Here is a 26548-nt window from a genome sequence, read left to right on the forward strand (position 1 = left end):
GTGAAGTTCCACAACATGGTGACGGTGTCGCTGGGCGGCACGGGCACCATCGCCCGCATCATCAACAACACGGGCGGCCCGTCGAACTCCTCGTCGAACGTCGCCAACTGGGTCAACTACCCCTGACCGTCAGCCCTGGCCGGGCCGGGATCCTTCCCCGGCCCGGCTAGGCTGGCGCGGTGCGGACGGTGCTCATCCTCGGCGGCACCGGCGAGGCCCGGCGCCTGGCCGCGGCCCTGACCGGGGTGCGGGTCGTCTCGTCCCTGGCGGGCCGGGTCGCCCAGCCGTCGCTGCCACCGGGCGAGGTCCGCGTCGGCGGCTTCGGCGGTGTCGCCGGCCTGACCCACTACCTCCGCGCCGAGCGGGTCGCGGCGATCGTCGACGCCACGCACCCGTTCGCCGCGCGCATCACGTCGAACGCGGCCGCGGCGGCCGCCGAGACGGGCGTGCCGCTGCTCGTCCTGCGCCGCCCCGGCTGGACCTCCGGCCCGGGCGACCGCTGGCAGCGGGTGCCCTCCCTGGAGGCCGCGGCCGAGGCGATCCGCGACGCGGGCCGGGTGTTCCTGACGACGGGCCGCCAGTCGCTGCCGGCCTTCGCCCACCTGACGGCGCCGTGGTTCCTGTCCCGCAGCGTCGACCCGCCGGAGCCCCCGCTGCCCCCGAACGTCGAGGTGCTGCTGGACCGCGGCCCGTTCACGGTCGAGACCGAGACGGCCCTGCTCCGCGCCCGCGCGATCGACGTCCTGGTGACCAAGGACAGCGGCGGCGACATGACGGCAGCCAAGCTGACGGCCGCCCGCACGCTGGCCGTCCCGGTCGTCATGGTCGACCGCCCACCCCTCCCGCCGTCCGTAGAGGCCGTCGCCACCGTTGCCGAGGCCCTGGCCCGGCTGGAGTCGGCGACGGACTTTAGGTCATCGCCGACCTCGGCGACGAGCAGTTGAAGATCGCCTAGACGGCGCGGAGGCCCCGGCGCGGGGCCGAGGCGGCCAGGAACTCGGCCAGGCGTTCGCCGTCGCGCTGGGCCTGGCCGGCGCAGCAGGTGTTCATCAGCACGTGGAGCTCCTCGGCGTCGGCCGACAGGTGGTGCAGGCGGGCGGCCCAGTCCTGCAGCTCGCGGTCGGAGTACGTGAACTCCTTCGGGCCCGGTTCGTGGCCGTGGAAGCGGACCACCGCCGGCTCCGCCGTCACCGCCAGCAGCGGTGGCGGTGACAGCGGGGTGTCCACGCACACGTACGCGGCGCCCGCCTCCTGGAGCATCCGGAGCGTCTCCGTGGCCCGGGTGCCCTCGAACCAGGAGGTGTGGCGGAGCTCCACCGCGGCCGGGCGGTGTGCGCAGCGTTCGATCGTGTCCAGGACCCGGCGGGTCGCCGCCGGGCCGTGCGCCAGCCAGGACGGGAAGGCCAGCACCACCGTGCCCAGGCGGCCCGCCTCGTCCAGCGGGTCCAGGGCCTGGTGGAACCGGTGCCACAGCTCCTCCACCGCCTCCTCGGGCAGGTCCCGGCGGCGCAGGCGGATGGTGACGTCCACGCCGTCCGGGCGGAGGTCCGACGGCAGGGCGGCCAGGCGGGTCGGGTGGCCGGTCAGCAGGCCGAACGCCTTCACGTCGAAGGTGAAGCCGTCCGGGGTCGCGGCGGCCCAGGCGGCCGTGGTCTCCGGGGCCGGGATCGCGTGGAAGCTGGTGTCGGCCTCGACCAGGTCGAAGCGGCTCGCGTAGTGGGCCAGCCGGCCGGCCGGGGTGCGGACCGAGCGGGGGTACCAGCCCGACGTCAGCAGCTGCCGGTCCGCCCACGAGGACGTGCCGAGCCGAATCACACCCATGTAATTCATTCGACCCCGAACGGCCCGTGGTGGCAAGCCGGGGAGCGGCCCGCGCCTCAGGCCGTTCCGGGGTACCGCCGGGGAGTCCACACCACCGGCGGCGCGCCGTCGCGTTCCTGGGTCCGGGTCTGGGACGAACCGACGATGAGCAGCGTGCGCATGTCGACCTCGGCCGGGTCCAGGTCGGCCAGGCGGACCACCCGCACCCGCTCGCCGGGGCCGCCGACGTCGCGGCCGAGTACGACCGGGGTGTCGGGGGAGCGGTGGGCCAGCAGCAGGTCGCGCGCCTCGGCGACCTGCCAGGTGCGGCTGCGCGAGCCCGGGTTGTAGATCGCGATCACCAGGTCGGCCTGGGCCGCGGCGGTCAGCCGGCGGGCGATGACGTCCCACGGCTTGAGGCGGTCCGACAGCGACAGCACGCAGAAGTCGTGGCCGAGCGGCGCGCCGACCCGGCTCGCCACCGCCTGGGCCGCGGTCAGGCCGGGCAGCACCCGCACCGGCACGTCCTTCCAGCGGGGCTCGGCGGCGACCTCCAGCACCGCGGCGGCCATCGCGAACACGCCCGGGTCGCCCGACGACACCACCGCGACCCGGCGGCCGGAGTGGGCCAGGGCCAGGGCGAACTCGGCCCGCTCGGCCTCGACCCGGTTGTCGGAGGCGTGCCGGCGCTGGCGCGGGTTGGCCGGGACGCGGTCGAGGTAGGGGCCGTAGCCGACCAGGTCGTCGGCCGCCTCGACGGCGGCGAGGGCCTCGGGCGTGAGCCAGTCCCGGCCGGCGGGGCCGAGCCCCACGACGACCACGTCGCCGATGGGCGGCGAGACCGAAGCTTCGGAAATGTCCGGAACCGGGGAGGCGGTGTGCAGGCGGCTCGGTACCAGGGCCAGGGAGAAATAGGGGACCGTCGACGGATCGACATCGGCCAGTGGTGATATCCGCTCGCGTGACGTGGTCGCGCGCTCGACGTACCAGGCCTCGGAGAGCCGCCCGGACTCCGACAGCGCGTCGCGGACCGCCGGGAACGTGCGGCCCAGCTTCATCACCGCCGCCGAGTCGGTCGCGGCCAGCCGGGCCGCCAGCTCCGCCGCCGGGAGCGTGCCGGGGAGGACGGTGAGCACCTCGTCGCGCTCGACCAGCGGGCGGCCGAGCACCGCCGCCGCGCCCGAGATCGACGTCACCCCCGGGACGACCTCGGTCGGGTACCGGTGGGCGAGCCGCTTGTGCATGTGCATGTACGAGCCGTAGAAGAGCGGGTCGCCCTCGCACAGGATGACCACGTCGCGGCCGGCGTCGAGGTGTGCGGCGAGCCGGGCGGCCCAGGCGTCGTAGTGCTCCTCGATCGTCCCGCGGTAGTCGTCGGTCTGCTCAGTCGTCACCGGGTAGACCAGGGCCTCCTCGATCTGGTCGGCCCGCAGCAACGATGCCGCGATCGAGCGGGCGATGCTGCGGCCGTGCCGGGCGCTGTGGTACGCCACGACCGGGGCCGCCGCGACCAGCCGCGCCGCCTTGACCGTCATCAGCTCGGGGTCGCCCGGGCCGAGGCCGACGCCGTACAGCCGCCCACTGTCCACTGTGGTCATTCCTTCTCGTCCGCGATCGCGTTGACGGCGGCCGCCGCCATCGCGCTGCCGCCGCGCCGGCCGTGCACCACCAGGAAGTCGAGGCCCGACCCGGCGAGCGCGACCTTCGACTCGGCGGCGCCGATGAAGCCGACCGGGATGCCGAGCACGGCCGCCGGCCGCGGCGCGCCCGCGGCGACGAGCTCCAGGAGGCGGAACAGCGCGGTCGGCGCGTTGCCGATCGCGACCACCGCGCCGCCGAGCCGGTCGCCCCACAGCTCGAGCGCGGCGGCGCTGCGGGTGGTGCCGAGCTGCGCGGCGAGCGACGGTACCCGCGGGTCGCGCAGGGTGCACACGACGTCGTTGGCGCGGGGGAGCCGGGCCCGGGTCACGCCGGCGGCGACCATCTCGGCGTCGCACAGGATCGGCGCGCCGTCGCGCAGCGCCTGCCGGGCCCGGGCCACGACGCCGGGCGAGCAGGCGACGTCGCGCGGCAGGTCGACCATGCCGCAGGCGTGGATCATGCGGACGGTCACCTGCGCGACGCCGGGCTCCAGGGAGGACAGGTCGGCCTCGGCGCGGATGGTGGCGAACGACCGCCGGTAGATCTCGGCCCCGTCGCGGATGTAGTCGCTCACGGCGCCACCCGCCGGTACCCCGAACCCGTCGCGATCATCTCCACGTGCCTTCCCTTCGGCGCACCGCAGCGCCGCTCGCAACCCACCCAGTGCACCGGCAGCGGCTCCGGCGCATCCGACACCGCAAAGCGGGCGTCGGCCCGGACGTCGGCCAGTGCCTTGGTGCAGCCGGGCCGGCCGGCGCAGGCCGTGACGCCGATCCACGGCGACGCCGGGTCGCTGGAGAGCCCGGCGGCGGCCAGGCGCTCAGCTTCCGCCATCGGCAGCCGGTGTACCGCCAGAGTCCGCCACGGCGTGACAATGATCTCTTCGGCGACGTCCGCCAGGACCGCCGACTGCTCCGGCGTCAACAACCCGAGCGGCACGACGACGACGGCCCCCGCCGGAAGGGGGCCGACCGGAGTGGGTCGCGGCGGCAGCTCCAGCGATCGACCGACGTCGGTCCCGAGCCGCGCGGCGACCCGCGCCGGCCCGTCGGCCAGCTCACCCAGCCGCCACGCCTGCGAGCCCTGCGCCGCCCGCTCGTCCAGAAACGCCTGGCAGGCCTGGATCAGCAGGTCAGCACCCCCGTGCAGCGACGTCGGGCAGCCAGCGAGCAGCAGCCGGTCGCCGAGCAGCCCGACGTCCCCGCCGAGCCCCGTCACGTCCCCGCGCCCGTCGTCGACCGTCACCAGGAACCGCCCCGGCAGATCGACCAACGTCGACGACGAGCACAGCAGCGCGTCAAAGGCCGCCACCACCGGCCGCACCGCGGGACTCAGCGGCGAGGCGATGATGTTGCGCACCCGCTCGTGGGCCTCCGACGGCAGCAGCCCGGCCTCGTGCAGCCGCCGCGCCAGCACCGCCGGCGCGCCTGGCCGCAGCGCCCTGACCTGGATGTTCCCCCGCGAGGTCAGCTCCAGCACCGGGTCGCCAAGATCGATCGCAGCCGATCGCAGCACGCGCAGCTGGGCGGCCGTCAGCAGCCCGCCCGGCAGCCGGACGCGGGCCAGGCCGCCGTCGGCCGCGGGGTGCACCTGCACGGCGCCCGGGCAGCGGTCGGGAGCGTCGCGTCCGTGCACGGGCCGGATACTACCTGCGCTTGACGGGGGCGAGCCGCGTCGAGGAGAGTTGGCGGTGCTGTAACGGCGACGTGTGGAGGAAGCCGGTGGAAGTCCGGCGCGGTCCCGCCACTGTGACCGGGGAGCGAGCCTCCACCAGACGGCCACCGGGCACCAGCCCGGGAAGGCCGGGGGTGAGCGCCGATCCGGGAGCCAGGAGACTCTCCGCCGCCGGACCCATCCCGACACACTTGGGGCGCGGACCCCGAGGGAGGACCCCGGCGTGATCCTGCTGCTGTCCACGTCCGACACCGACCTGCTCAGCGCGCGGGCCAGCGGCGCCGCCTACCGGCTGGCCAACCCGTCCCGCACCGCCGTCGACGACCTGCCCGGCCTGCTCGACGGGGCCGATCTCGTGGTCGTGCGCATCCTCGGCGGCTACCGCGACTGGGAGGACGGCCTCGACGCGCTGCTGGCGACCGGCACGCCGGTCGTGGTCCTGGGCGGCGAGCAGGCCCCCGACGCCGAGCTGATGCGCCACTCGACGGTGCCCGCCGGCCTGGCCGCGGAGGCCCACGCCTACCTGGCCCACGGCGGCGCCGCCAACCTGGCCGAGCTGCACCGGTTCCTCAGCGACACGGTCCTGCTCGACGGCAACGGCTTCCTGCCCCCGGTCGAGACGCCCGCCTGGGGGGTCGTCGACCGCCCCGGCACGGAAGGCCCCACCGTCGGGGTCATCTACTACCGGGCCCACCACGTCGCCGGGAACACCGCGTTCGTCGGCGCGCTGTGCGACGCGATCGAGGCCGAGGGCGGCCGCGCCCTGCCCGTGTTCGCGTCCTCGCTGCGCACCGCCCCCGCCGAGCTGCTGGAGACGCTCGCCCAGGCCGACGCCCTCGTCGTCACCGTGCTCGCCGCCGGCGGCACCCGCCCGGCCGAGGCGCAGGCGGGCGGCGCCGACGAGGCGTGGGACGTCGGCGCCCTGGCCGCGCTCGACGTGCCGATCCTGCAGGGCCTGTGCCTCACCGGCAGCCGCGACACCTGGGACGGCAGCGACGACGGGATGTCCCCGCTCGACACCGCCACCCAGGTCGCGATCCCCGAGTTCGACGGCCGCATCATCACGGTCCCGTTCTCGTTCAAGGAGATCGACGCCGACGGCCTCACGGTGTACGTCGCCGATCCCGAACGCGCATCGAGGGTCGCCGGCATCGCCGTCGCGCACGCCCGCCTGCGCCACGTGCCGGCGAGCGGGAAGCGCGTCGTGATCATGCTCAGCGCGTACCCGACGAAGCACGCGCGGATCGGCAACGCGGTCGGCCTGGACACGCCCGCGAGCGTGGTGCGGCTGCTCGCCGAGCTGCGGCTGCAGGGGTACGACATCGGCCGGGGATTCCCGGAGAACGGCGACGCGCTGATGCACGCGCTCATCGCCGCCGGCGGCCAGGACGTCAACTGGCTGACCGAGGAGCAGCTGCAGGGCAACCCGATCCGCATCTCCGCGGCGAGCTACCGCGCCTGGTTCGCGACGCTGCCCGCCGCGCTGCGCGAGGAGATGGAGCGGCACTGGGGGCCGGCGCCGGGGGAGCTGTTCGTCGACCGCTCGCGCGACCCCGACGGCGAGATCGTCCTGGCCGCGCTGCGCGAGGGCAACGTCGTGGTGATGGTGCAGCCGCCGCGCGGGTTCGGCGAGAATCCGGTCGCCATCTACCACGACCCCGACCTCCCGCCGAGCCACCACTACCTGGCCGCGTACCGCTGGCTCGCCGACGAGTTCCGGGCCCACGCCGTCGTGCACGTCGGCAAGCACGGCAACCTGGAGTGGCTGCCCGGCAAGACCGTCGGCCTGTCCGCCGCCTGCGGTGCCGACGCGGCGCTGGGCAACCTGCCGCTGATCTACCCGTTCCTGGTCAACGACCCCGGCGAGGGCACCCAGGCCAAGCGGCGCGCCCACGCGACCCTGGTCGACCACCTCATCCCGCCGATGGCCCGGGCCGACACCTACGGCGACATCGCCCGCCTGGAGCAGCTGCTCGACGAGCACGCCACGATCGCCGCGCTCGACCCGGCGAAGCTGCCGGCGATCCGGGCCCAGATCTGGACCCTGATCCAGGCCGCCCGGCTCGACCACGACCTGGGCCTCGACGACCGGCCGCACGACGCCGGGTTCGACGACTTCCTGCTGCACGTCGACGGCTGGCTGTGCGAGGTCAAGGACGTGCAGATCCGCGACGGCCTGCACGTGCTGGGCGTGGCGCCGGCGGGCGAGGCGCGGGTCGACCTGGTCCTCGCCATGCTGCGGGCCCGGCAGATGTGGGGCGGCCAGGTGGCGGCCCTGCCCGGCCTGCGCGAGGCCCTCGGCATGTCGGAGTCCTCGACCGACCGCAGCTCGACCGACGACTTCGAGGCGCGGGCCCGGGAGCTGGTCTCGGCGATGGAGTCCCGCGACTGGGACCCGGCCGCCGCATCCGACGTTTCGGACCTTCCGGATGTGGTACGGGTGCTGCGGTTCGCCGCCGAGGAGATCGTGCCCCGGCTGGCGCGGACGACCGACGAGCTCACGATGGTCCTGCACGCGCTCGCCGGCGGCTACGTCCCGGCCGGCCCCAGCGGCTCGCCGCTGCGCGGCCTCATCAACGTGCTGCCGACCGGGCGCAACTTCTACTCGGTCGACCCGAAGGCGGTCCCCAGCCGGCTCGCCTGGGAGACCGGCCAGGCCATGGCCGACTCCCTCCTGGCCCGGTACCGGGCGGACAACGGCGACTGGCCGCGGAGCGTCGGCCTGTCGATGTGGGGCACCAGCGCGATGCGCACCGCCGGCGACGACATCGCCGAGGCCCTCGCGCTGCTGGGCGTGCGCCCGGTGTGGGACGACGCGTCGCGCCGCGTCGTGGACCTGGTGCCGGTCGGCCTGGATGAGCTGGGCCGGCCGCGCATCGACGTCACGATGCGCATCAGCGGCTTCTTCCGCGACGCGTTCCCGCACGTGGTGGCGCTGCTCGACGACGCCGTGCGGCTGGTCGCCGGCCTCGACGAGGACCCGGCCGACAACTACGTCCGGGCCCACGTGGCCGAGGCCGTCGCCGAGCACGGCGACGAGCGGCGGGCGGCGCTGCGCATCTTCGGCTCCAAGCCGGGCGCCTACGGTGCCGGCATCCTCCCGCTCATCGACAGCCGGAACTGGCGCGACGACAAGGACCTGGCCGAGGTCTACGCGGTGTGGGGCGGCTACGCCTACGGCCGCGGCGTCGACGGGCTGCCGGCCCGCGGGGACATGGAGCAGGCGTACCGCCGGATCTCCGTCGCCGTCAAGAACACCGACACCCGCGAGCACGACATCGCCGACTCCGACGACTACTTCCAGTACCACGGCGGCATGGTCGCCACGGTCCGCGCGCTGACCGGCCGGGCCCCGGCGGCGTACGTCGGCGACAGCACCAACCCCAGCGCCGTGCGCACCCGCACGCTGAGCGAGGAGACCGCCCGCGTCTTCCGGGCCCGCGTGGTCAACCCGCGCTGGCTCGCGGCGATGCGCCGGCACGGCTACAAGGGCGCGTTCGAGCTGGCGGCCACCGTCGACTACCTGTTCGGCTTCGACGCCACGGCCGGCGTCGTGGCCGACTGGATGTACGAGAAGCTCGCCGAGTCGTACGTCTTCGACCCGGAGACCCGCAAGTTCCTCGACGAGTCGAACCCGTGGGCGCTGCACGGCATCACCGAGCGGCTCCTGGAGGCGGCCGACCGCGGCCTGTGGGAGCACCCGGCGCCGGAGACCCTCGACGGGCTGCGGCAGGCGTACCTGGACACCGAGGGCGACCTTGAGGCCGGTCCCGAGGACTAGCCCGGACTAGCCCAGCGGACTAGCGCAACAGCCGGTCGAGGACCGAGTCGAGGCCGGCCCGGATCCGGTCGTCGCCGATGCCGAGCACCCGCTGCTGGTGGTCGAGCAGCGCCGGCTGCAGCAGCGCGAGCAGCATGCTCGCCCAGTAGCCGGGGTCCTCCACCAGGTCCCGCAGCAGCGTCGTCAGGTGCAGGTGGTAGGCCGGGTACGGGCCGCTGCCGTACCCCTCGGGGGCCTTGAACGACGCGAGCAGCCGCAGCTCCCACTGCTCGCGCTGCAGGTCGCGCATCCCGTGCACGAACGCGCGGATCCGCTCGGCCGGCGGCGCGCCCGGCCCCAGCGGCGGAGGGCCGCTCAGGAGCGCCTCCTGGAAGCGGATCTCGTGGCCCTCCATGAGCGCGTACGCGAGCCCGCTGACGTCCCCGAAGCGCCGGTACGCGGTGCCGACGCCGACGCCCGCCTCCTTCGCCACGTCGTCGAGGGCCAGCCCCTGCACGCCCTTCGCGGCCACGATCCGCTGCGCGGCCTCGACCAGCCGCTGCCGGTTGCGGGCCGCGTCGGCCCGCTCGGCCGGGGGCTGGCCGACGACCGGCAGCAGGGGTGGCTCACGGCGGTTCACGTGACGATCCTCGCATCCCTTGCAAGTGGAACTCATTCCGCTTACCGTTGTCGGCGGTAAGCGGAAACTATTCCATTTTATTGGAGGGGTCATGGTGGCCAACGTCGCCGTCATCTACTACTCGGCCACCGGCAGCGTGCACACGCTCGCCGAGGCCATCGCCGCCGGCGCCGCCGACGCGGGGGCCGAGGTCCGGCTGCGCCGGGTGCCGGAGCTGGCGCCGGACTCGGCGATCGACGCCAACCCGGCCTGGCGCGCGCACATCGAGGCCACGGCGCACATCGAGCCGGCCACGCACGAGGACCTGCTGTGGGCGGACGCCTACGCGCTCGGCACGCCGACCCGCTACGGCAACGTGGCCGCGCAGCTGAAGCAGTTCATCGACACCACGGGCGGGCTGTGGGCGCAGGGCCTGCTCGCGGACAAGGCGGCGACCGCCTTCACCAGCGCGGCCAACGCGCAGGGCGGCAACGAGTCGACGCTGCTCGCGCTGTACAACACCTTCTATCACTGGGGCGCGTTCATCGTGCCGCCCGGATACACCGACCCGAAGATCTTCGCGGCCCGCGGCAACCCCTACGGCGTCGGGCACCCGGGCTCCGAGGGCGGGCCGAGCGAGGAGACCCTGGCGGTGGCGCGCTACCAGGGCCACCGCCTGGCGACGGTCGCCGCCCGCCTCGTGGACTCGGCCGCGCTGGTCGCCTGATAGGTCCAGAGCCGACAGGCCGTGACCAGGCCCCGACCGGGTCGGTCAGCGGCCGACCAGCCAGTGGTCCCACGGGTGGCGGCCCGGTCCGAAGCCCGCCGCCTCGGCCAGCGCCGCGGCCTCGGTGAAGCCGGCCGCGACCAGGTCGGGGCGGTGGGCGTCGCTGCCGAAGCTCACCGCCCGGCCGCCCGACTCGCGCCACCAGCGCAGGACGAGCGGCTCGACGGCCCGGCGGGTGTTGACCTCCAGCGCCCGCCCGGTGCCGGCGAGGGACCGCAGCACCGCGCGCAGCTCCTCCTCGAAGTCCTCCGGCCGGAACGGCTGGCCGGCCGGCAGGTAGCGGACGGGGTAGTCCCAGTGGGTCAGCGCCTCGAAGGCGTCGCACGTCTCGATGAGCCGGACCGTCTCGGCGAAGTAGTCGCGCAGCACGTCGGCGACCGGCCGCAGCTGGTACTCGTCCTCGACCAGGCGGTACCGCCCGTCGACCAGCAGTGAGTGCAGCGAGCCGATCACCCGCTCGAACGGCGCCGACGCGAGCAGGGCCGCGGTCGGCCCGGCGAACCAGTGCGGCTCGCCGAGCTCGACGCCGGCGATGATCCGCAGGCCCGGGTACTTCGCGCGGCAGCGGTCGATCGCCTCGAGGTACCCGGCCACGTCGAGCGGCGGGGGCACCAGCTCCCCGTCGACCACGCGCCGGGCCATCCGGTCGGGCAGCCCGGCCGGTTCGACCGTCCACGACACGAAGTCGGTGTGCTCGGTGAACGCGATCGCCGGCAGCCCCAGCTCGACCGCCCGCGCGCACGAGCCGGCCATGTCGCCGGTGGCGGTGTCCCAGGAGAACTCGGAATGCGTGTGCAGGTCCGCGGGCAGCATGCCGCGCATGGTGTCACGGCCGGGTGCCGGGCCCGGCCGTGCCCCGCGCTCATGAGGTGACGGCCACCAGGATCTCGCCGTGCAGGATCGACAGCCAGCCGTCCTCGGCCGCCGTCCACGTGCGCCAGCCCTCGGCGAGCCGGTCCAGCTCCGCGGCCGGGACGCCGCTGTCGAGCGCCTGGGTGGCCATCGCCGAGCTGCGGACGCGGTCCGCCCACATGCCGCCCCACCAGGCGCGGTCGTCGGCGTTCGCGAAGCACCAGGTGCTCGACGTCGCCGTCACCGCCGTCAGGCCGGCCGCGCGGGCCCAGGACAGCAGTCGCCGGCCTGCGTCGGGCTCGCCGCCGTTGGCGCGGGCCATCCGCTGGTACAGCGTCATCCAGTCGTCGAGCTCCGGCAGCTGCGGGAACCAGGTGAACGCCGCGTAGTCGCTGTCGCGGGCGGCCACCCAGCCGCCCGGCCGGCACACCCGGGCCATCTCGCGCAGCGCGAGCACCGGGTCGGCCACGTGCTGGAGCACCTGGTGGGCGTGGACGACGTCGAACGAGTCGTCGGGAAACGGCAGCTCGTGGACGTCGCCGACGGCGAAGTCCACGGTGGCCAGGTGCCCGGCGCCGCCGCGGGTCACGTCGAGGGCGTCGGCGGTGGCCTCCAGGGCGGTGACCCGGCCGACCCGTCCGGCCAGGTCGGCCGTGATGGTGCCGGGGCCCGCGCCGACGTCGAGCAGGTGCTGGTCCGGCCGCAGGACGGGCAGCAGGTAGGCGGCCGAGTTCTCGGCGGTGCGCCAGCGGTGGGAGCGCAGGACCGACTCGTGGTGCCCGTGGGTGTACACGTTGCTTGGCATGTCCCACACAGTAGTATCCGCGTCTTGAAGTACGGGATGATGTTCTTGGATAATGGGAACCCGTAAGATCACCCGGTGACCAAGGTGAAGGCCTCGCTGCTGGTGCTGGCCTATTTCGCGTTCATCAGCCTGGGCCTGCCCGACGGCCTGCTCGGCGTCGGCTGGCCGTCCATCGCCCGGACGTTCGACGTGTCGTTCGACTCGGTGGCCTACCTTCTGGTCGCCTCGACCACCGGCTATCTCAGCTCCAGCATCGCCGCGGGGTTCCTGCTCAGCCGGATCGGCGTCGGCTGGCTGCTGGCGGTCAGCACCGCCATGGCGGGCCTGGCCCTCGCCGGCTACGGCGTCGCGCCCAACCTCTGGTTCCTCATCCCGTGCGCGCTGCTCGGCGGGCTCGGCGGCGGCGCCATCGACGCCGGTCTCAACGCCTACGCGGCGACCGAGTTCGGGCCGCGGCACATGAACTGGCTGCACGCCTGCTTCGGGCTCGGCGTCGCGATCGGGCCGCTCATCATGACCGGCGTCATCGAGGCGGGCGCCGTGTGGCGGCTCGGGTACGCGATCGTCTCGACCGCCCAGCTCGCGCTCGCCCTGTCGTTCGTGTTCAACGCGCGGCGCTGGGGCCGCACGCCCCTCCCCGAGCATCACGCCGCTCCGCCGGCGCCCGGCGGTGTGCTGGCCCGGCCGGCCGTGTGGCTGAGCGTGGTCGCGTTCGCCGTGTACGTCGCCGTCGAGGCCGGTGCCGGCCTGTGGGCGTTCCTGCTGCTCACCCGCGGCCGCGAGGTCGACGCCGGCATCGCCGGCCTGTGCGTGTCCGGCTACTGGGCGATGCTGTTCCTGGGCCGGGTCGTCCAGGGTGTGGTGGCCGAGCGGTTCGGCTCGCACGCGGTGCTGGTGGCCAGCCTGTCCGGGATGGCGCTGGGGTCGGCGCTGGTCGCGGTGCCCGGCCCCGGCTGGCTGGCGGTCGCCGGGCTGGCCCTGATCGGGTTCGCCGCCGCGCCCGTGTTCCCGCTGCTCACCCTGACGACGTCGGAGCGCGTCGGCGCCGCGCTGGCCGACCGGGTGATCGGCCTCCAGATCGCCGCGGCCGGCCTGGGTGGAGCGCTGGTACCGAGCGCGATCGGTCTTCTGCTCACCCGCACGACGGTCGAGGCGCTGGGCCCGGCGCTGCTCGTGCTGTCGCTGCTGCTGATCGCGCTGTGGTGGCTGTCCACACCCCGGCACGCGGATGACCGGATCGGTCCGGTCGGCGGCCAGCCGGTGCCTGGCGCCACGCCCGTTCCGGCCGCAGGATCGGAGGTATGAGAAGCGCGCTGCTCGTCATCGACATCCAGGAGTCCTTCCGGCAGCGGCCCAGCTGGGCCGCCTGCTCCAACCCCGGCATCGTCGACGCGGTGAACCCGCTGATCGACGACGCCCGCCGCCGCGGCGACCTGGTCGTCTGGGTCCTGCACCACGAGCCCGGCACCGGCAACGTCTTCGACCCCGACGCCGGCCACGACCACGTGCGGCTCATGGACGGCCTGTCGCCCCTGGCCGGCGAGCCGGTGCTCACCAAGACCTCGGCGAACGCGTTCACCACGACCGGCCTGGCCCAGCTGCTGACCACCGAGGGCGTCCGGCACCTCATCGTGACCGGCATCCAGACCGAGCTGTGCTGCGAGACGACCACCCGGGTGGCCGGCGACCTGGGCTATGAGGTCACCTACGTGACCGAGGCGACCGCGACGTTCCCGATCGCGCACCGCGACGACCGCGGCCGCCCCTACGACGAGATCCTCGCCAGCCCCCGCACGCTGTCGACGGCCGACATCATCGCCCGGACCGAATATGCGCTGGACGGCCGGTTCGCCACCGTCGCGACGGTCAAGGAGGTCCTCTCCCGGTGAAGGTGGTCTTCCTGCTCGTGCCGCAGCTGCACCTGCTGGACCTGGCCGGCCCGGCCCAGGTCTTCTCGACGGTCCGCGACTTCGGCCTCGGGTACAGCCTGCACTACGTCGCCGAGCAGGAGGACGTGCCCACCGCGCAGGACGTGCCCGTCCGGGCCGAGGTGGCCTGGCCGGACCTCGCCCCGGACGACCTGATCCTGGTGCCCGGCTGGCGCGGCAGCCGCTTCGGCGTGCACGGCGTGCTGACCGGTTCGACCCGCCGCCGGCTGGCCGCCCATCATCGCGCCGGCGGCACGGTGGCGAGCGTGTGCGCGGGCGCCGACGCGCTGGGCCAGGCCGGCCTGCTGGACGGCCGCCGCTGCACGACCCACCACGACCTCCAGGACCACCTGGCGGCGCGCTACCCGGCGGCCCGCATCCTGCGCGACGTCCTCTACGTCATCGACGAGCGCGTCGTGACGTCGGCCGGCATCGCGAGCGGCATCGACCTGGCCCTGCACCTGGTGGCCACCCGCCACGGCCCGGCCGTCGCGGCGCGCGTGGCTCGCGAGATGGTGGTCTACGCCCGCCGGAACGGCGACGAGCCGCAGGACAGCGCCATGCTGCGCCACCGGGCCCATCTCTCGGACGTCGTCCACCGGGTGCAGGACCTCATCGACGGCCGCTTCACGGAGCGCCTGCCGCTGCGCACCCTGGCCTCGTCGGCGGGCGTGAGCGAACGGACCCTGACGCGGGCGTTCGGCGAGGCGACGGGCCTGACGCCGCTGCGGTACCAGCAGATGCTCCGCCTGGAGCGCGCCGAACATCTGATCGGCCACGGCGCCACGGTCGAGGCGGCCGCCCGGGCGACGGGCTTCGAGGACGCCCGGATGCTCCGCCGCCTCCGCTCCCGCGTCTAGCGCGCCGTCCACCGACGTTCGTGGGCGCTGCGCTCGCTAGCGTGCGCCTGCCAGCATCACCGCGGCCGGGTCGTCGATCATGCGCTCGACGACCACGCCCGCGCCGCCGCGGGCCGCGGCCGTGAAGCCGAGGTGCGAGGCGACGAAGTGGCAGCGGGCCGCGGTCGAGGCGAGGGCCATCCGGGCCAGGTTGGCCTGCGCCGACGGGATGAGGTGGTCGGCGAGCTCGGCGAAGTACCCGCCCAGCACGATCACCCGCGGGTTGAACAGGTTGACCAGGATCGCCCCGCCGTGCCCGAGCCAGGAGCCGACCTCGGCGACGGCCGCGGCCACGCCCGGGTCGCCGGCCGCGAGCCGGCGGGCGATCTCGGCGACGCGCTCCTGCGGGTCGGGGATCGGGCCGTCGCCGATGCCGTAGGCCGCGTCGGGCGTGGCCCGGCGGACCAGCTCGGCCAGCCCGACCTTGGTCTCCCAGCAGCCGACCCGGCCGCAGCCGCAGCGGTCGCCGCCGGGCTCGACCGGCAGGTGGCCGACCTCGCCGGAGAAGCCGTCGGCGCCGCGCAGGAGCCGGCCGTTGACGATCACGCCGCCGCCGACGCCGACCTCGCCGGTGAGGTACACCAGGTCGTCCGTGCCGGCCGCGACACCCCACGTGTACTCGGCCAGCGCCGCCAGGTTGGCGTCGTTGTCGACGCCGATCCACAGCTCGGGCGACAACCCGTGGGCGAGCCGGGTGGCGACGGGCACGTCCCGCCAGCCGAGGTTCGGCGCCAGTACCACCACGCCGCGGGACACGTCGACCAGCCCGGGCACGGCGACCGTCAGGCCGACCGGCGTGACCCCGCGGCGGGTCAGCTCGGCGAGCGAGCGGCGGGCGGCCTCGGTGAGGTCGTCGAGGCAGCGCTCGACGTCGCGGCCCTGGGCGTCGAAGCTGACCCGCTTCTCGATGACGGTGCGGCCGGTGAGGTCGCTGCCGTGCACGGCGAGGTAGTCGACGTTGATCTCGATGCCGATGGCGCCGACGTCGGGGCTCAGCGCGATCCCGCGGCCGGGCCGGCCGGCGCTGCCGGAGTGCTCGGGGCCGAGCTCGCGGACCAGCCGCCGGTCGAGCAGTTCGTCGACGAGGCTCGACACGGTCGCCTTGTGCAGTCCGGTCGCGGCGGCGATCGCCGCGCGTGAGCGCGGGCCGTTCTGCCGGATGTGCCGCAGCGTGCGGGAGAGGTTCGCACGGCGCAGGGCCAGCTGATCCGTCGGCTCGGCCGCGGAGCCCGCGCCGGCCCGTTCCTTGCTCACCGTCGCCCTGGTCACCATCGATGTCCCTCCCCCGGAAGGTGCGGCGCCGGCGTCATCGACGCGCCTCATTCGTCGGTCAGTCCGACGAATCAACCACGAAACATCCCGGCAACACCAGACCCCCGGGCAACGAATCAGGAACGTTTCGAAACTGTGCGCGCTCACGGCGGAGGACCGCTCACGATCAAACGCAAGAAGCGCACGGGAAGCGACAGAACCACATGCGAAGGTCAATAAAGTGCGGGGCGGGGCATCGACGCGCCTTTTTGGCCGGAGCCGTTGACGCGACGGTAGCAAGTCTGCAACATTTGGCGCACAGCTGTGCAAGATTCCTACAAGCGATCGTCAGAGTTTCGCTACCGTCCGCAACTCGACCACAGCAGGACCTGCCGGAGACGCCGACCGCACCGCCAACCGGTCCCCGTCGCCCCGTGCAGGCGGCCACCGCCAACGCCGCGAACCCCTGCAACTCACCCACACCCCGCTCGCAGGACTTAAGGAATCCGATGAGGAACAGGCACGTGACGCGAAGGGTGCTGTCGACGCTCGCCGTCGCCGCCCTGGTCGCGATGACGGCGCAGGCGGTGCCCGCGCAGGCCGCTGGAGGGCCGAACCTCGCCAGCGGCCGGCCCGCGACGTCGAGCACCACCAACGGCGCCAACGGGATCGGCAACATCAACGACGGCAACCAGGCGACGTACTGGGAGAGCGCCAACAACAGCTTCCCGCAGTGGGCGCAGATCGACCTCGGTACCGCCCGCAACATCGACCAGATCAAGCTGAAGCTGCCCAACGACACCGCCTGGCAGACCCGCACGCAGACCCTGTCGGTGCAGGGCAGCCTCGACGGCAGCGGCTTCAGCACGATCGTGGGCTCGGTCGGCTACGTGTTCAACCCGGCCTCCCAGAACACCGTGACCATCAACTTCACCGCGACCAGCACGCGGTACGTCCGCCTCAACATCACGGCGAACACCGGCTGGCCGGCCGCGCAGGTCTCCGAGTTCGAGATCTACGGCGTCTCCACCTCCGGCACCAACCTCGCCGCCGGCAAGACGTTCACGTCGAGCACCAGCAACGGCCAGTACGTGCCGGGCAACGGCGGCGACGGCGACCAGAACTCCTACTGGGAGAGCTCGGGCGCCTTCCCGCAGTGGCTGCAGGTCGACCTCGGCTCGGCGGTGCCCGTCAGCTCGGTCGTCCTGAAGCTGCCCGCCAGCTGGGGTGCGCGCACCGAGACGCTGGCCGTGCAGGGCAGCACCACCGGCAGCTCCTTCTCCGACATCGTGGCCTCCGCGGGGTACAACTTCGCCCCGGGCACCGGCAACACGGTGTCGATCCCGTTCAGCCAGACGACGACCCGCTACGTGCGGATCAACATCTCGGCGAACACCGGCTGGGCCGCGGCACAGATCTCCGAGCTCGAGGTCTACGGCCCGAGCACCGGTGACACCCAGGCCCCGACCGCGCCCGGGAACCTCGCGTACACCCAGCCGGCCAGCGGCCAGATCCGCCTGACCTGGACCGCGTCCACGGACAACGTGGGCGTCACGGGGTACGACATCTACGCCAACGGCTCGCTGCGCACCAGCGTGGCCGGCAACGTCCTCACCTACACCGACACCCAGCCGGACTCGGCCACCGTGGCGTACTACGTGAAGGCCAAGGACGCCGCCGGCAACCAGTCGGCCAACAGCAACACGGTCACCCGTACCGGCACCGCGCCGGACACCCAGGCGCCGACGGCCCCGGGCAGCCTCGCCTACACCCAGCCGGCCAGCGGCCAGATCCGCCTGACGTGGAACGCCTCCACCGACAACGTGGGCGTCACGGGGTACGACATCTACGCCAACGGCTCGCTGCGCGGCTCGGTCGCCGGGAACGTGCTCACCTACACCGACAACCAGCCGGACACGGCCACGGTGTCGTACTACGTGCAGGCGCGCGACGCCGCCGGCAACACGTCGGCCAACAGCAACACGGTCACCCGCACCGGCACCAACCCGCCGACCGGCACCAACGTCGCGGTGGGCAAGCCGATCGAGGCGAGCGGCTCGGTCTTCACGTTCGTGCCGACCAACGCCAACGACAACGACGTGACCACCTACTGGGAGGGCGCGGCCGGGTTCCCGGCGACGCTCACCGTGAAGCTCGGCGCGAACCACACCATCACCTCGGTCGTGGTGAAGCTCAACCCGGACAGCGCGTGGGGCTCCCGCACGCAGAACATCCAGGTGCTCGGCCGTGAGCAGTCGGCCAGCGGTACCTCGAACCTGGTGAGCGCGGCGAACTACACGTTCAACCCGTCCTCGCAGAACACGGTCACCATCCCGGTCACCGCGACCGTCGCCGACGTGCAGCTGCGGTTCACGTCGAACAGCGGCGCGCCGTCCGGTCAGGTCGCGGAGTTCCAGGTCTTCGGTACCGCGGCGCCGAACCCCGACCTGCAGGTCACCTCGATCAGCTCGTCGCCGGCGTCGCCGGTCGAGACCGACTCGGTGAACCTGTCGGCGACGGTCCGCAACAACGGCACGGCCGCCTCGGGCTCGACGACGGTGAACTTCTACCTCGGCACCACCCTGGCCGGCAGCGCCGCCGTCGCGGGTCTCGCGGCCGGCGCCCAGACGACCGTCACGGCCAACATCGGGCCGCGCACGGCGGGGACGTACCAGCTCACCGCGAAGGTCGACGAGAACAACTCGGTCATCGAGACCAACGACGCCAACAACAGCTACACCAGCCCGACGTCGCTGACGGTCGCGCCGGTGCAGAGCTCCGACCTGGTCGCCGCGCCGGTGTCCTGGTCGCCGAACAACCCGTCGGGCGGCAACACCGTCACCTTCCGGGTCGTCATCCTGAACCAGGGCACGATCGCCTCGGCCGGCGGCGCCCACGGCGTCACGCTGACCGTGCGCAACGCGTCCGGCGCGACGGTGGCCACGCTCACCGGCTCCTACACCGGCGCGATCGCCGCGGGCGCCAGCTCGCCGCAGATCACGCTCGGCACGTGGACCGCGGCCAACGGGAAGTACACCGTCCGCACCGTGATCGCCGTGGACGGCAACGAGCTGTCGGTCAAGCAGGCCAACAACACCAGCGACAGCCCGCTGTTCGTCGGCCGCGGCGCCAACATGCCGTACGACATGTACGAGGCCGAGGACGGCACGGTCGGCGGCGGCGCGTCCGTCGTCGGGCCGAACCGGATCATCGGCGACCTCGGTGGCGAGGCGTCCGGCCGCAAGGCCGTCACGCTCAACGGCAACGGCCAGTACGTGCAGTGGACCACGCGGGCGAACACCAACACGCTCGTCGTGCGGTTCTCCATCCCGGACGGCACCAACTCGACGCTGAACATCTACGTCAACGGCGCCTTCCACAAGGCGATCCCGCTCACGTCGAAGTACTCGTGGCTGTACGGCAACGAGGCGTCCCCGACGAACTCGCCCGGCGCCGGGCCGCGGCACATCTACGACGAGGCCAGCATCATGCTCGACTCGACGGTGAATGCCGGCAGCACGATCAAGCTGCAGAAGGACGCCGCCAACAGCGGCACCTTCGCGGTCGACTTCATCAACCTCGAGCAGGTCTCGCCGATCGCCAACCCGAACCCGGCCACGTACATCACCCCGGCCGGCTTCACGCACCAGGACCTGGTGAACGCCTTCGACGCCGCGCGCCAGAGCGCGACCGCCGTCGGCGTCTACCTGCCGGCCGGTACGTACGAGACGAACCAGAAGATCGGCATCTACGGCAAGGCGATCCAGGTCGTCGGCGCCGGCCCGTGGTACACGAAGCTCCAGACCCCGCAGGGCCAGCAGAACACCGACGCGGGCTTCCGCGTGGAGTCCACGGCCAACGGGTCGACGTTCAAGAACCTGGCGTTCTTCGGCAACTACGTCGAGCGCATCGACGGCCCCGGCAAGGTGTGGGGCGAGCTGTCGAACGTGCAGAACCTGACCATCGACAACGTCTGGGTCGAGCACACGGTCTGCATGTACTGGGGCGTGAAGAACAACAACATCACGATCACGAACAGCCGGATCCGCAACACCTTCGCGGACGGCGTCAACTTCACCAACGACACGACGAACACCCACCTCAACAACATCGACGCCCGGTCCAACGGTGACGACGCGTTCGCGCTGTTCTCCGCAACCGACGGCGGTGGCTCGGTGGGCAACCACGACAACCTGTGGGAGAACCTGTCCGCGACGCTCACCTGGCGCGCGGCCGGCCTCGCGGTCTACGGCGGGTACAACAACACGTTCCGCAACCTGTACATCGCGGACATGCTGACGTACTCGGGCATCACGATCAGCTCGCTGAACTTCGGCTACCCGTTCGTCGGCTTCGGCCCCGGCTCGACCCCGACGACGATCCAGAACGTGTCCCTCGTGCGAGCGGGCGGTCACTTCTGGGGTGCTCAGGCGTTCGGCGCGATCTGGTGCTTCTCGGCCTCGAAGGAGTTCCGCGGGATCCGGGTGTCCGACGTGGACATCGTCGACCCGACCTACTCCGGCATCATGTTCCAGACGAAGTACACCGGTTCGTCCCCGGAGAACCCGGTGACGGACACCATCTTCACGAACATCACCATCAGCGGCGCGCAGCGCAGCGGTGACGCGTTCGACGCGAAGAGCGGCATCGGTATCTGGGTCAACGAGCTGCCGGAGCCGGGCCAGGGCCCGGCCGTGGGCTCGGCGACGTTCAACAACCTGACGTTCTCGAACAACGCCGAGAACATCCGCAACACCACGAGCACGTTCACGCTCACCATCAACCCGTAGTCCGCATTCCCACACCGGACGGCCGCCGGGAGCACTGCTCCCGGCGGCCGTTCGCCTTGGCGGACGGGTCGGCTAGGCCTGGTTCGCGGCGACCGTCAGGCCGCGCAGCTCGTAGCCGGAGATGTCCGGCTTGATGGCGACCCGCGGCGGCTGGACCATCCGCACGCCCGGCAGGTCGAGCAGGCGGGTCAGGAAGATGTCGGACTCCTGGATCGCCACGTGCGCGCCCGGGCAGCGGTGCGGGCCGTCGCCGAACGACAGCCCGGCCGGCGCCACGCCGCTCTCCACCGGGCGGGCCGGGCAGACCTCGGCCGGGCGCTCACCGACCGCGGCGGGGTCGAGGTTCGCGGTGCTCACGGCGACGTCCACCAGGGCGCCGGCCGGGACCGTCACCGTCACCGTCGCGTCGCCGGCGGGCAGCTCCAGCTCGGCCGTCGTGCGGCGCTTGAGGTTGCCGACCACCGGCTCCAGCCGCAGCAGCTCGTGCAGGATCGCGAAGCGCTCGGGCTCGGCGGCTTCGCGGTACCGCTGCCGCAGCACGTCGTCGGTGAACAGGTGCCAGGCGGCCAGGTTGATGAACTCGCGCGTGGTGATCATGCCGGCCGCGGCGAATGTGATGACCTCGCCGAGGATCTCGCCGTCGCGGCACCCCTCGTCGATGAGGTGCGAGATCAGGTCGTCGCGGCGCTGCCGGCGCCGCGCCCGCACCGCCGGGCGGACGTCCTTGAGGTAGATCTCGAGGAACTGCCGGTTCTGCCTGAAGAACCAGCGCAGGCCCGCGATGCTCGTGAAGCCGGGCCTGCCGAACTTCTCCGGGAAGAACTGTTCGAGGCGCTGGTCGAGGCCGGGGCGGCTCTCGGTCAGGCCGACGACCGCGGAGGCGACCTCGACGGCGAGCCGGAAGCTGAGGCGGGAGAGGTCGGCGGTGCCGGCGCGGCGCAGGTTGCCGAGCTGCTCCTCGGTGATCCGGACCATGACGTCGCGGTAGTGCTCGTCGACCCGGCGCGGCGTGAAGAAGCGGGCCGTCTGGCGGCGGTGCTCGCGGTGCTCGGGGCCGTCGCGGTACAGCACCGGCCGCCGGATGCGCGCCGGCAGCTTCTCGACGGTCTCCACCCCGAGGCCGGCCTGCACGGTGCCGGTGCTGCGCAGCACGGCCCGCCCGGCCGCGTGCCCGGTGACGTGCCAGACACCGTCGTCCCCGAGCTCGACGGGGCACCCGGCGGCGGTGTCGCCGCGGTCGATCTTGCGCGCGCTGTCATTGATCGACGTCACCACCCAACCATACGTGGTGCCACCTCTGAGCCAACCTGCTTGCTGGCGGTACCATTGTGTGCCATAGTGGTGCCATGGACCTGACACCGTATGTGGCCTCGCTCGGCCGGGAGCTGTTGACGGCCGCGGACGCCGGGGGCGACGACAACGCCAAGCTGATCGACCGGCTGACCGTGTCGATGGAGTCGGCGATCCGGCTCGCCCTGCTCGAGGCACTGTCGGCCGCGGCCGACGAGATCACCCGGGAGCTGGCCCCCGGCTCGGTCCAGGTGCGCCTGCGCGGCCGTGACCCGGAGTTCGTCGTGACGCCGCAGCCGGCGGAGCAGTTCCCGGCCGGCGCCGCCGACCAGGGCGCGGCGCCGGTCGACTTCGAGGAGGGCGCCACCGCGCGGATCAACGTCCGCCTCCCGGAGCAGCTCAAGGCCGCGGTCGAGGAGGCCGCCGCCAAGGAGGGCCGCTCCGTCAACGCGTGGCTCGTGCGGGCCGCCGCGGCCGCGCTGCGCGACCACGGCTCCGGCTTCCGCAGCAAGCCCGGCCCACAGCGGTACACCGGCTGGGCTCGCTAGTCCCCAGCTGCAGTTTTCCTTCTCCGACCCGTCACGAGGGGACCACCATGCCTGTTTTCGCCACCCCCGAACCGATCTCCGTCACGATCGACCTCGCCGTCGGCGACGTGCGGCTCGTCGCGAGCGAGCGCGCCGACACCGTGGTCGAGGTGCGGCCGAGCGACGAGTCCGACGAGTCCGACGTGCAGGCCGCGCAGCTGACCCGGGTCGACTACGCCAACGGCACGCTGACCGTCCGCGGGCCGAAGCCCCGGCTGTTCGACTTCTCCAAGAAGACCAGGTCGGTCAACGTCCTGGTCGAGTTGCCCGCCGGCTCGGCCGTGCACGGCGACGTGGCGGTCGGCGACGTCCACAGCACCGGCGTGCTGGGCGAGTGCCGGCTCAAGGCGACCGTCGGGCACTTCCGGCTCGACCGGACCGGCCCGGCCCGGCTGGACACCACCGGCCACGTCGCGGTCGACACCGTCGCCGGCAACGCCGAGGTCGCCACCGGCACCGGGCAGGTGCAGATCGGCGAGATCGGCGGCACCGCCGTTGTCAAGAACTCCAACGGCAACACCGAGATCGGCGCCGTCGCCGGCGACCTGCGGGTGCGGTCGGCCAACGGCAGCATCGTCGTCGACCGGGCCGGCGCCGGCGTGGACGCCAGGACCTCCAACGGCACCATCCGGGTCGGCCGGGTCGTGCGCGGCTCGGTCGCGCTGAACACCGCGGCCGGCGACGTGGAGATCGGCGTCGCCGCGGGCACCGCCGCCTGGCTCGACCTGAAGACCAGCCACGGGCGGGTGAGCAACGCGCTGGACGGCACCGACCAGGGGCCCGCGGACTCCGCGGAGACCGTCGAGGTCCGGGTGCACACCTCTTTCGGCGACATCACCGTCCGCCGTTCCTGACCTCCTGAAGACCTCCTGAAGACCTCCTGAAGGGAGCCCTTCTCATGACCGTTTCATCCGAGCCGGCGATCGCGGTGCGTGGACTGCGCAGGTCGTTCGGTGAGCATGTCGTGCTGGACGGTATCGACCTGGACGTGCCGCGGGGGAGCGTGTTCTCGCTGCTCGGTGCGAACGGCGCGGGCAAGACCACCACGGTGAAGATCCTGTCGACGTTGATCCGGGCCGACGGGGGAAGTGTGCGGGTCGCGGGGCATGACGTGGCGGTCTCGCCGGACGCGGTCCGGGCCGCGATCGGCGTCACCGGCCAGTTCTCCGCGGTCGACAACCTGCTGACCGGCCGGGAGAACCTGGCCCTGATGGCCGACCTGCAGCACCTGGGCCGGGCGGCGGGCCGGCGCCGGGTCGCCGAGCTGCTCGACCGGTTCGACCTGGCCGACGCCGCGAGCAAGCCGGCCGCGACCTACTCCGGCGGCATGCGCCGGCGGCTCGACCTGGCCATGACCCTGGTCGGCACCCCGCAGGTGATCTTCCTCGACGAGCCCACCACGGGCCTGGACCCGCGCAGCCGGCGCGGGATGTGGCAGATCGTACGCGACCTCGTCGCGGGCGGCGTGACGATCTTCCTGACCACGCAGTACCTCGAAGAGGCCGACGAGCTCGCGGACCGCATCGCGGTGCTCGACCACGGCCGCATCGTCGCCGAAGGGACCGCGGACGAGCTCAAGCGCCGCATCCCCGGTGGCCACGTCCTGCTGCGCTTCGCCGACCCCCACGACCTCGAGACCGCCGCGCTCGCCGTCGGTCAGGCGTCCCGCGACAGCGAGGCGCTCGCCCTGCGGGTCCCGCACGACGGCAGCCTGGCAGAGCTGAAGGCCCTGATCGACCGGCTCGACCGGCACGCGGTCCGGGTCGACTCGCTCAGCGTGCACACCCCCGACCTCGACGACGTCTTCCTCGCCCTCACCGGCACGCAGAAGGTGGCCACCTCATGAGCTCTTTCGCCCTGACCGACTCGGCGACCATGCTGCGCCGCAACCTCCGGCGCATGGTCCGCTACCCGTCGATGACGATCACCCTCATCGGCATGCCGATCGTGTTCCTGCTGCTCTTCGTCTACGTCTTCGGCGGCACCCTCGGCGCCGGGATCGGCGGCCCGTCCGGCGGCCGCGCGGAGTACGTCAACTACGTCACGCCCGCGATCATCCTGATGACGATCACCGCCGCCGTGCAGGGCACCACCATCTCGGTCGCCATGGACATGACCGAGGGCATCGTCGACCGGTTCCGCACGATGGCCATCGCCCGGGTCTCCGTCCTCACCGGGCACGTCGTCGGCAGCCTCATCCAGACGATGCTCGGCATCGCGACGGTCACCGGCGTCGCGCTGCTCATCGGCTTCCGCCCGTCGGCCGGCCCCGGCGACTGGCTCGCCCTGGTCGGCGTGCTGGTCCTGATGGCGCTCGCGTTCATCTGGCTGTCGGTGGCGCTCGGCCTGGCCAGCAGGACCGTCGAGTCCTCCAGCAACGTCGGCATGCCGCTGATCCTGCTGCCGTTCCTCGGCAGCGGCTTCGTCCCCACCGACTCGATGCCGACCGCGCTGCGCTGGTTCGCCGAGTACCAGCCGTTCACCCCGCTCATCGAGACCATCCGCGGCCTCCTGCTGGGCACGCCGATCGGCAACAGTGCCGCCATCGCCGTCGGCTGGTGCGTCGCGATCGGGCTCGGCGGCTACCTCTGGTCCAAGAAGCTGTTCAACCGCGAATCCACCCGATAGCGTTCACCGGGTTCCTCGTACGCATGTTCGAACATCGTGTAAAGTGGGCGGCATGATGGACCTGGCGTACCAGCCCTCGATGTTCGACACCGCCGTCGCGGCCGAGCCGGCGCTCGGCCCGCTCGACGGGCACGTGGCGCGGCACGAGCTGAGCCGCGGCGCCTGGGTCGACCATCTGCCCGGCTGGGTCCTCGGCAGCGACGCGGTCCTGCAGACCCTGCTCGACGACGTCGACTGGCGGGCCGAGCGCCGCCGGATGTATGACGGGGTGGTCGACGTGCCCCGCCTCCTCCGGTGGTTCGGCGAGGGGGAGCTCCTCCCGCACCCCCTGCTCACCGAGGCCCGCCGCCGCCTCACCGCACACTACGTCGAGGAGCTCGGCGAGCCGTTCGTGAGCGCGGGCATGTGCCTCTATCGCGACGGCCGCGACAGCGTCGCCTGGCACGGCGACACGATCGGCCGCGGCTCCCGCTTCGACACGATGGTGGCGATCGTCTCGTTCGGCTCGCCGCGCGCCCTGCTCCTGCGCCCCCGCGGCGGCGGCGAGAGCCTGCGGTTCCCGCTCGGCCACGGCGACCTGATCGTCATGGGCGGCTCCTGCCAGCGCACGTGGGAGCACGCGATCCCGAAGACGGCGCGGCCGGTCGGGCCGCGGGTGAGCGTCCAGTTCCGCCCGGTCGGGGTCGCCTGACCGGCGCCTGGGCCGGAGTTCGGCCCTGGTCCCGCCCGTTCGGGATCGCCCGGCCGGGGCGATCCGTCGATGCGTGACTCCCCGGCCGGGAGCCCGTATCGTGAGAGCGGCTCGGATCGTGGGAAGGTGAGCCGGATGAGCCAGGTCGATCGTTTCGCAGTGTTCCCGGAGTTGCACATCACGGTCGACCCCCTGCCCAACCAGGCGATCCGCGTCCGGGTCGCGGGCGAGATCACGATGGAGAACGTCGCCGAGCTCCGCACGGTCCTGCACCGCGCCATCGACGACGTCCGGGCCACCGCGGTCGAGGTCGACCTCGGACTGGTGACCTTCATCGACTCGACGGGCATCGGCAAGCTGGTCGCCGCCCGGGCCCACGCCCGCGGCAGCCACAGCGACCTGTGGATCGTCAACCCCAGCCCGGGCGTCCGCCGCGTCCTGAACCTCCTCGGCCTGCTGGAGATCCTGTCCGGCCCGACCTGGGCCCCGCCCAAGTCCGCCTGACCCACGCCCGGCCACCCGCGCCGTGCCGCGACCGCCCGCGCC

General features: G+C 73.0%; 22 protein-coding genes and 1 riboswitch. Of the genes, 13 read left to right on the forward strand and 9 right to left on the reverse strand.

Annotated features, from left to right (window positions below; genetic code table 11):
- The first annotated feature begins 179 nt into the window (after positions 1-179).
- The gene (locus ABZS66_RS29230; RefSeq protein ID WP_354763142.1) at positions 180-944 is read left to right on the forward strand and encodes a cobalt-precorrin-6A reductase; all 765 of its coding nucleotides are present in this window, start codon (positions 180-182) and stop codon (positions 942-944) included.
- A gap of 7 nt (positions 945-951) precedes the next feature.
- On the opposite strand, the gene ABZS66_RS29235 is transcribed toward ABZS66_RS29230, so the two are convergent.
- From ABZS66_RS29235 to ABZS66_RS29250, 4 genes are read right to left on the reverse strand one after another with little or no spacing between them, the layout of a single operon-like run.
- Positions 952-1821: a DUF72 domain-containing protein gene (locus tag ABZS66_RS29235; protein ID WP_354763144.1), complete on the reverse strand. Its 870-nt coding sequence runs from the start codon at positions 1819-1821 to the stop codon at positions 952-954.
- 56 nt (positions 1822-1877) lie between these two features.
- Positions 1878-3398 (reverse strand): precorrin-2 C(20)-methyltransferase, encoded by a 1521-nt coding sequence (locus tag ABZS66_RS29240; RefSeq protein ID WP_354763146.1) that lies wholly within the window; start codon positions 3396-3398, stop codon positions 1878-1880.
- The gene (locus ABZS66_RS29245; protein WP_354763148.1) at positions 3395-4015 is read right to left on the reverse strand and encodes a precorrin-8X methylmutase; all 621 of its coding nucleotides are present in this window, start codon (positions 4013-4015) and stop codon (positions 3395-3397) included. Before ABZS66_RS29245 ends, ABZS66_RS29240 begins: the two co-directional genes overlap by 4 nt.
- Entirely contained in the window at positions 4012-5076 is a 1065-nt protein-coding gene (locus ABZS66_RS29250) for a precorrin-3B synthase (protein ID WP_354763150.1), read from the reverse strand. Before ABZS66_RS29250 ends, ABZS66_RS29245 begins: the two co-directional genes overlap by 4 nt.
- Before the next feature lie 36 nt (positions 5077-5112).
- Positions 5113-5300: riboswitch (cobalamin riboswitch) on the forward strand.
- 38 nt (positions 5301-5338) lie between these two features.
- On the opposite strand from ABZS66_RS29250, the gene cobN reads away from it, so the two are divergent.
- Positions 5339-8896, forward strand: coding sequence for a cobaltochelatase subunit CobN (gene cobN, locus ABZS66_RS29255; protein WP_354763152.1), 3558 nt, complete (start codon positions 5339-5341; stop codon positions 8894-8896).
- Positions 8897-8915: 19 nt separating this feature from the next.
- On the opposite strand, the gene ABZS66_RS29260 is transcribed toward cobN, so the two are convergent.
- On the reverse strand, positions 8916-9515 hold the full coding sequence (locus tag ABZS66_RS29260) for a TetR/AcrR family transcriptional regulator (RefSeq protein ID WP_354763154.1): 600 nt from the start codon (positions 9513-9515) through the stop codon (positions 8916-8918).
- A gap of 91 nt (positions 9516-9606) precedes the next feature.
- On the opposite strand from ABZS66_RS29260, the gene wrbA reads away from it, so the two are divergent.
- Positions 9607-10221 (forward strand): NAD(P)H:quinone oxidoreductase, encoded by a 615-nt coding sequence (wrbA, locus tag ABZS66_RS29265; protein WP_354763156.1) that lies wholly within the window; start codon positions 9607-9609, stop codon positions 10219-10221.
- A gap of 45 nt (positions 10222-10266) precedes the next feature.
- Here wrbA and ABZS66_RS29270 read toward each other — a convergent pair whose 3' ends face one another.
- Positions 10267-11094, reverse strand: a complete 828-nt coding sequence (locus ABZS66_RS29270) for a PHP domain-containing protein (RefSeq protein ID WP_354763158.1) — start codon at positions 11092-11094, stop codon at positions 10267-10269.
- A gap of 49 nt (positions 11095-11143) precedes the next feature.
- On the reverse strand, positions 11144-11938 hold the full coding sequence (locus tag ABZS66_RS29275) for a methyltransferase domain-containing protein (protein ID WP_354763160.1): 795 nt from the start codon (positions 11936-11938) through the stop codon (positions 11144-11146).
- A gap of 75 nt (positions 11939-12013) precedes the next feature.
- Between ABZS66_RS29275 and ABZS66_RS29280 the strand changes: the two genes are divergently transcribed.
- The 3 genes from ABZS66_RS29280 to ABZS66_RS29290 are packed head-to-tail and all read left to right on the forward strand — an operon-like array spanning position 12014 to position 14726.
- Positions 12014-13243 (forward strand): MFS transporter, encoded by a 1230-nt coding sequence (locus ABZS66_RS29280; RefSeq protein ID WP_354763162.1) that lies wholly within the window; start codon positions 12014-12016, stop codon positions 13241-13243.
- Entirely contained in the window at positions 13240-13827 is a 588-nt protein-coding gene (locus ABZS66_RS29285; protein WP_354763164.1) for an isochorismatase family protein, read from the forward strand. Before ABZS66_RS29280 ends, ABZS66_RS29285 begins: the two co-directional genes overlap by 4 nt.
- On the forward strand, positions 13824-14726 hold the full coding sequence (locus tag ABZS66_RS29290; protein WP_354763166.1) for a DJ-1/PfpI family protein: 903 nt from the start codon (positions 13824-13826) through the stop codon (positions 14724-14726). Before ABZS66_RS29285 ends, ABZS66_RS29290 begins: the two co-directional genes overlap by 4 nt.
- 36 nt (positions 14727-14762) lie before the next feature.
- On the opposite strand, the gene ABZS66_RS29295 is transcribed toward ABZS66_RS29290, so the two are convergent.
- On the reverse strand, positions 14763-16037 hold the full coding sequence (locus tag ABZS66_RS29295) for an ROK family transcriptional regulator (protein WP_354763168.1): 1275 nt from the start codon (positions 16035-16037) through the stop codon (positions 14763-14765).
- Between the two features lie 488 nt (positions 16038-16525).
- On the opposite strand from ABZS66_RS29295, the gene ABZS66_RS29300 reads away from it, so the two are divergent.
- Positions 16526-20806 carry a discoidin domain-containing protein gene (locus ABZS66_RS29300; RefSeq protein ID WP_354763170.1) on the forward strand — a complete coding sequence of 1427 codons (4281 nt, stop codon included), beginning with the start codon at positions 16526-16528 and terminating at the stop codon, positions 20804-20806.
- Positions 20807-20878: 72 nt separating this feature from the next.
- Here the strand turns inward: ABZS66_RS29300 and ABZS66_RS29305 are convergent, their stop codons facing one another.
- Complete coding sequence (locus ABZS66_RS29305; RefSeq protein ID WP_354763172.1) at positions 20879-22078, reverse strand: cytochrome P450; 1200 nt, start codon at positions 22076-22078, stop codon at positions 20879-20881.
- Between the two features lie 74 nt (positions 22079-22152).
- Between ABZS66_RS29305 and ABZS66_RS29310 the strand changes: the two genes are divergently transcribed.
- From ABZS66_RS29310 to ABZS66_RS29335, 6 genes are all read left to right on the forward strand, one after another.
- Positions 22153-22644 carry a YlcI/YnfO family protein gene (locus ABZS66_RS29310; protein ID WP_354763174.1) on the forward strand — a complete coding sequence of 164 codons (492 nt, stop codon included), beginning with the start codon at positions 22153-22155 and terminating at the stop codon, positions 22642-22644.
- Between the two features lie 47 nt (positions 22645-22691).
- Positions 22692-23537, forward strand: coding sequence for a DUF4097 family beta strand repeat-containing protein (locus ABZS66_RS29315; protein WP_354763176.1), 846 nt, complete (start codon positions 22692-22694; stop codon positions 23535-23537).
- 44 nt (positions 23538-23581) lie between these two features.
- Complete coding sequence (locus tag ABZS66_RS29320) at positions 23582-24529, forward strand: ATP-binding cassette domain-containing protein (RefSeq protein WP_354763178.1); 948 nt, start codon at positions 23582-23584, stop codon at positions 24527-24529.
- Positions 24526-25311 (forward strand): ABC transporter permease, encoded by a 786-nt coding sequence (locus tag ABZS66_RS29325; RefSeq protein WP_354763180.1) that lies wholly within the window; start codon positions 24526-24528, stop codon positions 25309-25311. Before ABZS66_RS29320 ends, ABZS66_RS29325 begins: the two co-directional genes overlap by 4 nt.
- Before the next feature lie 55 nt (positions 25312-25366).
- The gene (locus ABZS66_RS29330) at positions 25367-26002 is read left to right on the forward strand and encodes an alpha-ketoglutarate-dependent dioxygenase AlkB (protein WP_354763227.1); all 636 of its coding nucleotides are present in this window, start codon (positions 25367-25369) and stop codon (positions 26000-26002) included.
- 135 nt (positions 26003-26137) lie between these two features.
- Positions 26138-26506, forward strand: coding sequence for an STAS domain-containing protein (locus tag ABZS66_RS29335; RefSeq protein ID WP_354763182.1), 369 nt, complete (start codon positions 26138-26140; stop codon positions 26504-26506).
- The last annotated feature ends 42 nt before the right edge of the window (positions 26507-26548 follow it).

The sequence above is a fragment of the Dactylosporangium sp. NPDC005572 genome, assembly GCF_040605515.1.
In the GTDB taxonomy this organism is placed as follows: domain Bacteria; phylum Actinomycetota; class Actinomycetes; order Mycobacteriales; family Micromonosporaceae; genus Dactylosporangium.

Coding starts and splice junctions, on each gene's coding strand:
- ABZS66_RS29270 (WP_354763158.1), bottom strand. CDS start 11,094: ATGCTGCCCGCGGACCTGCACACGCATTCCGAGTTCTCCTGGGACACC.
- ABZS66_RS29330 (WP_354763227.1), top strand. CDS start 25,367: ATGGACCTGGCGTACCAGCCCTCGATGTTCGACACCGCCGTCGCGGCC.
- ABZS66_RS29300 (WP_354763170.1), top strand. CDS start 16,526: ATGAGGAACAGGCACGTGACGCGAAGGGTGCTGTCGACGCTCGCCGTC.
- wrbA (WP_354763156.1), top strand. CDS start 9,607: ATGGTGGCCAACGTCGCCGTCATCTACTACTCGGCCACCGGCAGCGTG.
- ABZS66_RS29275 (WP_354763160.1), bottom strand. CDS start 11,938: ATGCCAAGCAACGTGTACACCCACGGGCACCACGAGTCGGTCCTGCGC.
- ABZS66_RS29320 (WP_354763178.1), top strand. CDS start 23,582: ATGACCGTTTCATCCGAGCCGGCGATCGCGGTGCGTGGACTGCGCAGG.
- ABZS66_RS29335 (WP_354763182.1), top strand. CDS start 26,138: ATGAGCCAGGTCGATCGTTTCGCAGTGTTCCCGGAGTTGCACATCACG.
- ABZS66_RS29315 (WP_354763176.1), top strand. CDS start 22,692: ATGCCTGTTTTCGCCACCCCCGAACCGATCTCCGTCACGATCGACCTC.
- ABZS66_RS29285 (WP_354763164.1), top strand. CDS start 13,240: ATGAGAAGCGCGCTGCTCGTCATCGACATCCAGGAGTCCTTCCGGCAG.
- ABZS66_RS29310 (WP_354763174.1), top strand. CDS start 22,153: ATGGACCTGACACCGTATGTGGCCTCGCTCGGCCGGGAGCTGTTGACG.
- ABZS66_RS29325 (WP_354763180.1), top strand. CDS start 24,526: ATGAGCTCTTTCGCCCTGACCGACTCGGCGACCATGCTGCGCCGCAAC.
- ABZS66_RS29235 (WP_354763144.1), bottom strand. CDS start 1,821: ATGGGTGTGATTCGGCTCGGCACGTCCTCGTGGGCGGACCGGCAGCTG.
- ABZS66_RS29240 (WP_354763146.1), bottom strand. CDS start 3,398: ATGACCACAGTGGACAGTGGGCGGCTGTACGGCGTCGGCCTCGGCCCG.
- ABZS66_RS29295 (WP_354763168.1), bottom strand. CDS start 16,037: ATGGTGACCAGGGCGACGGTGAGCAAGGAACGGGCCGGCGCGGGCTCC.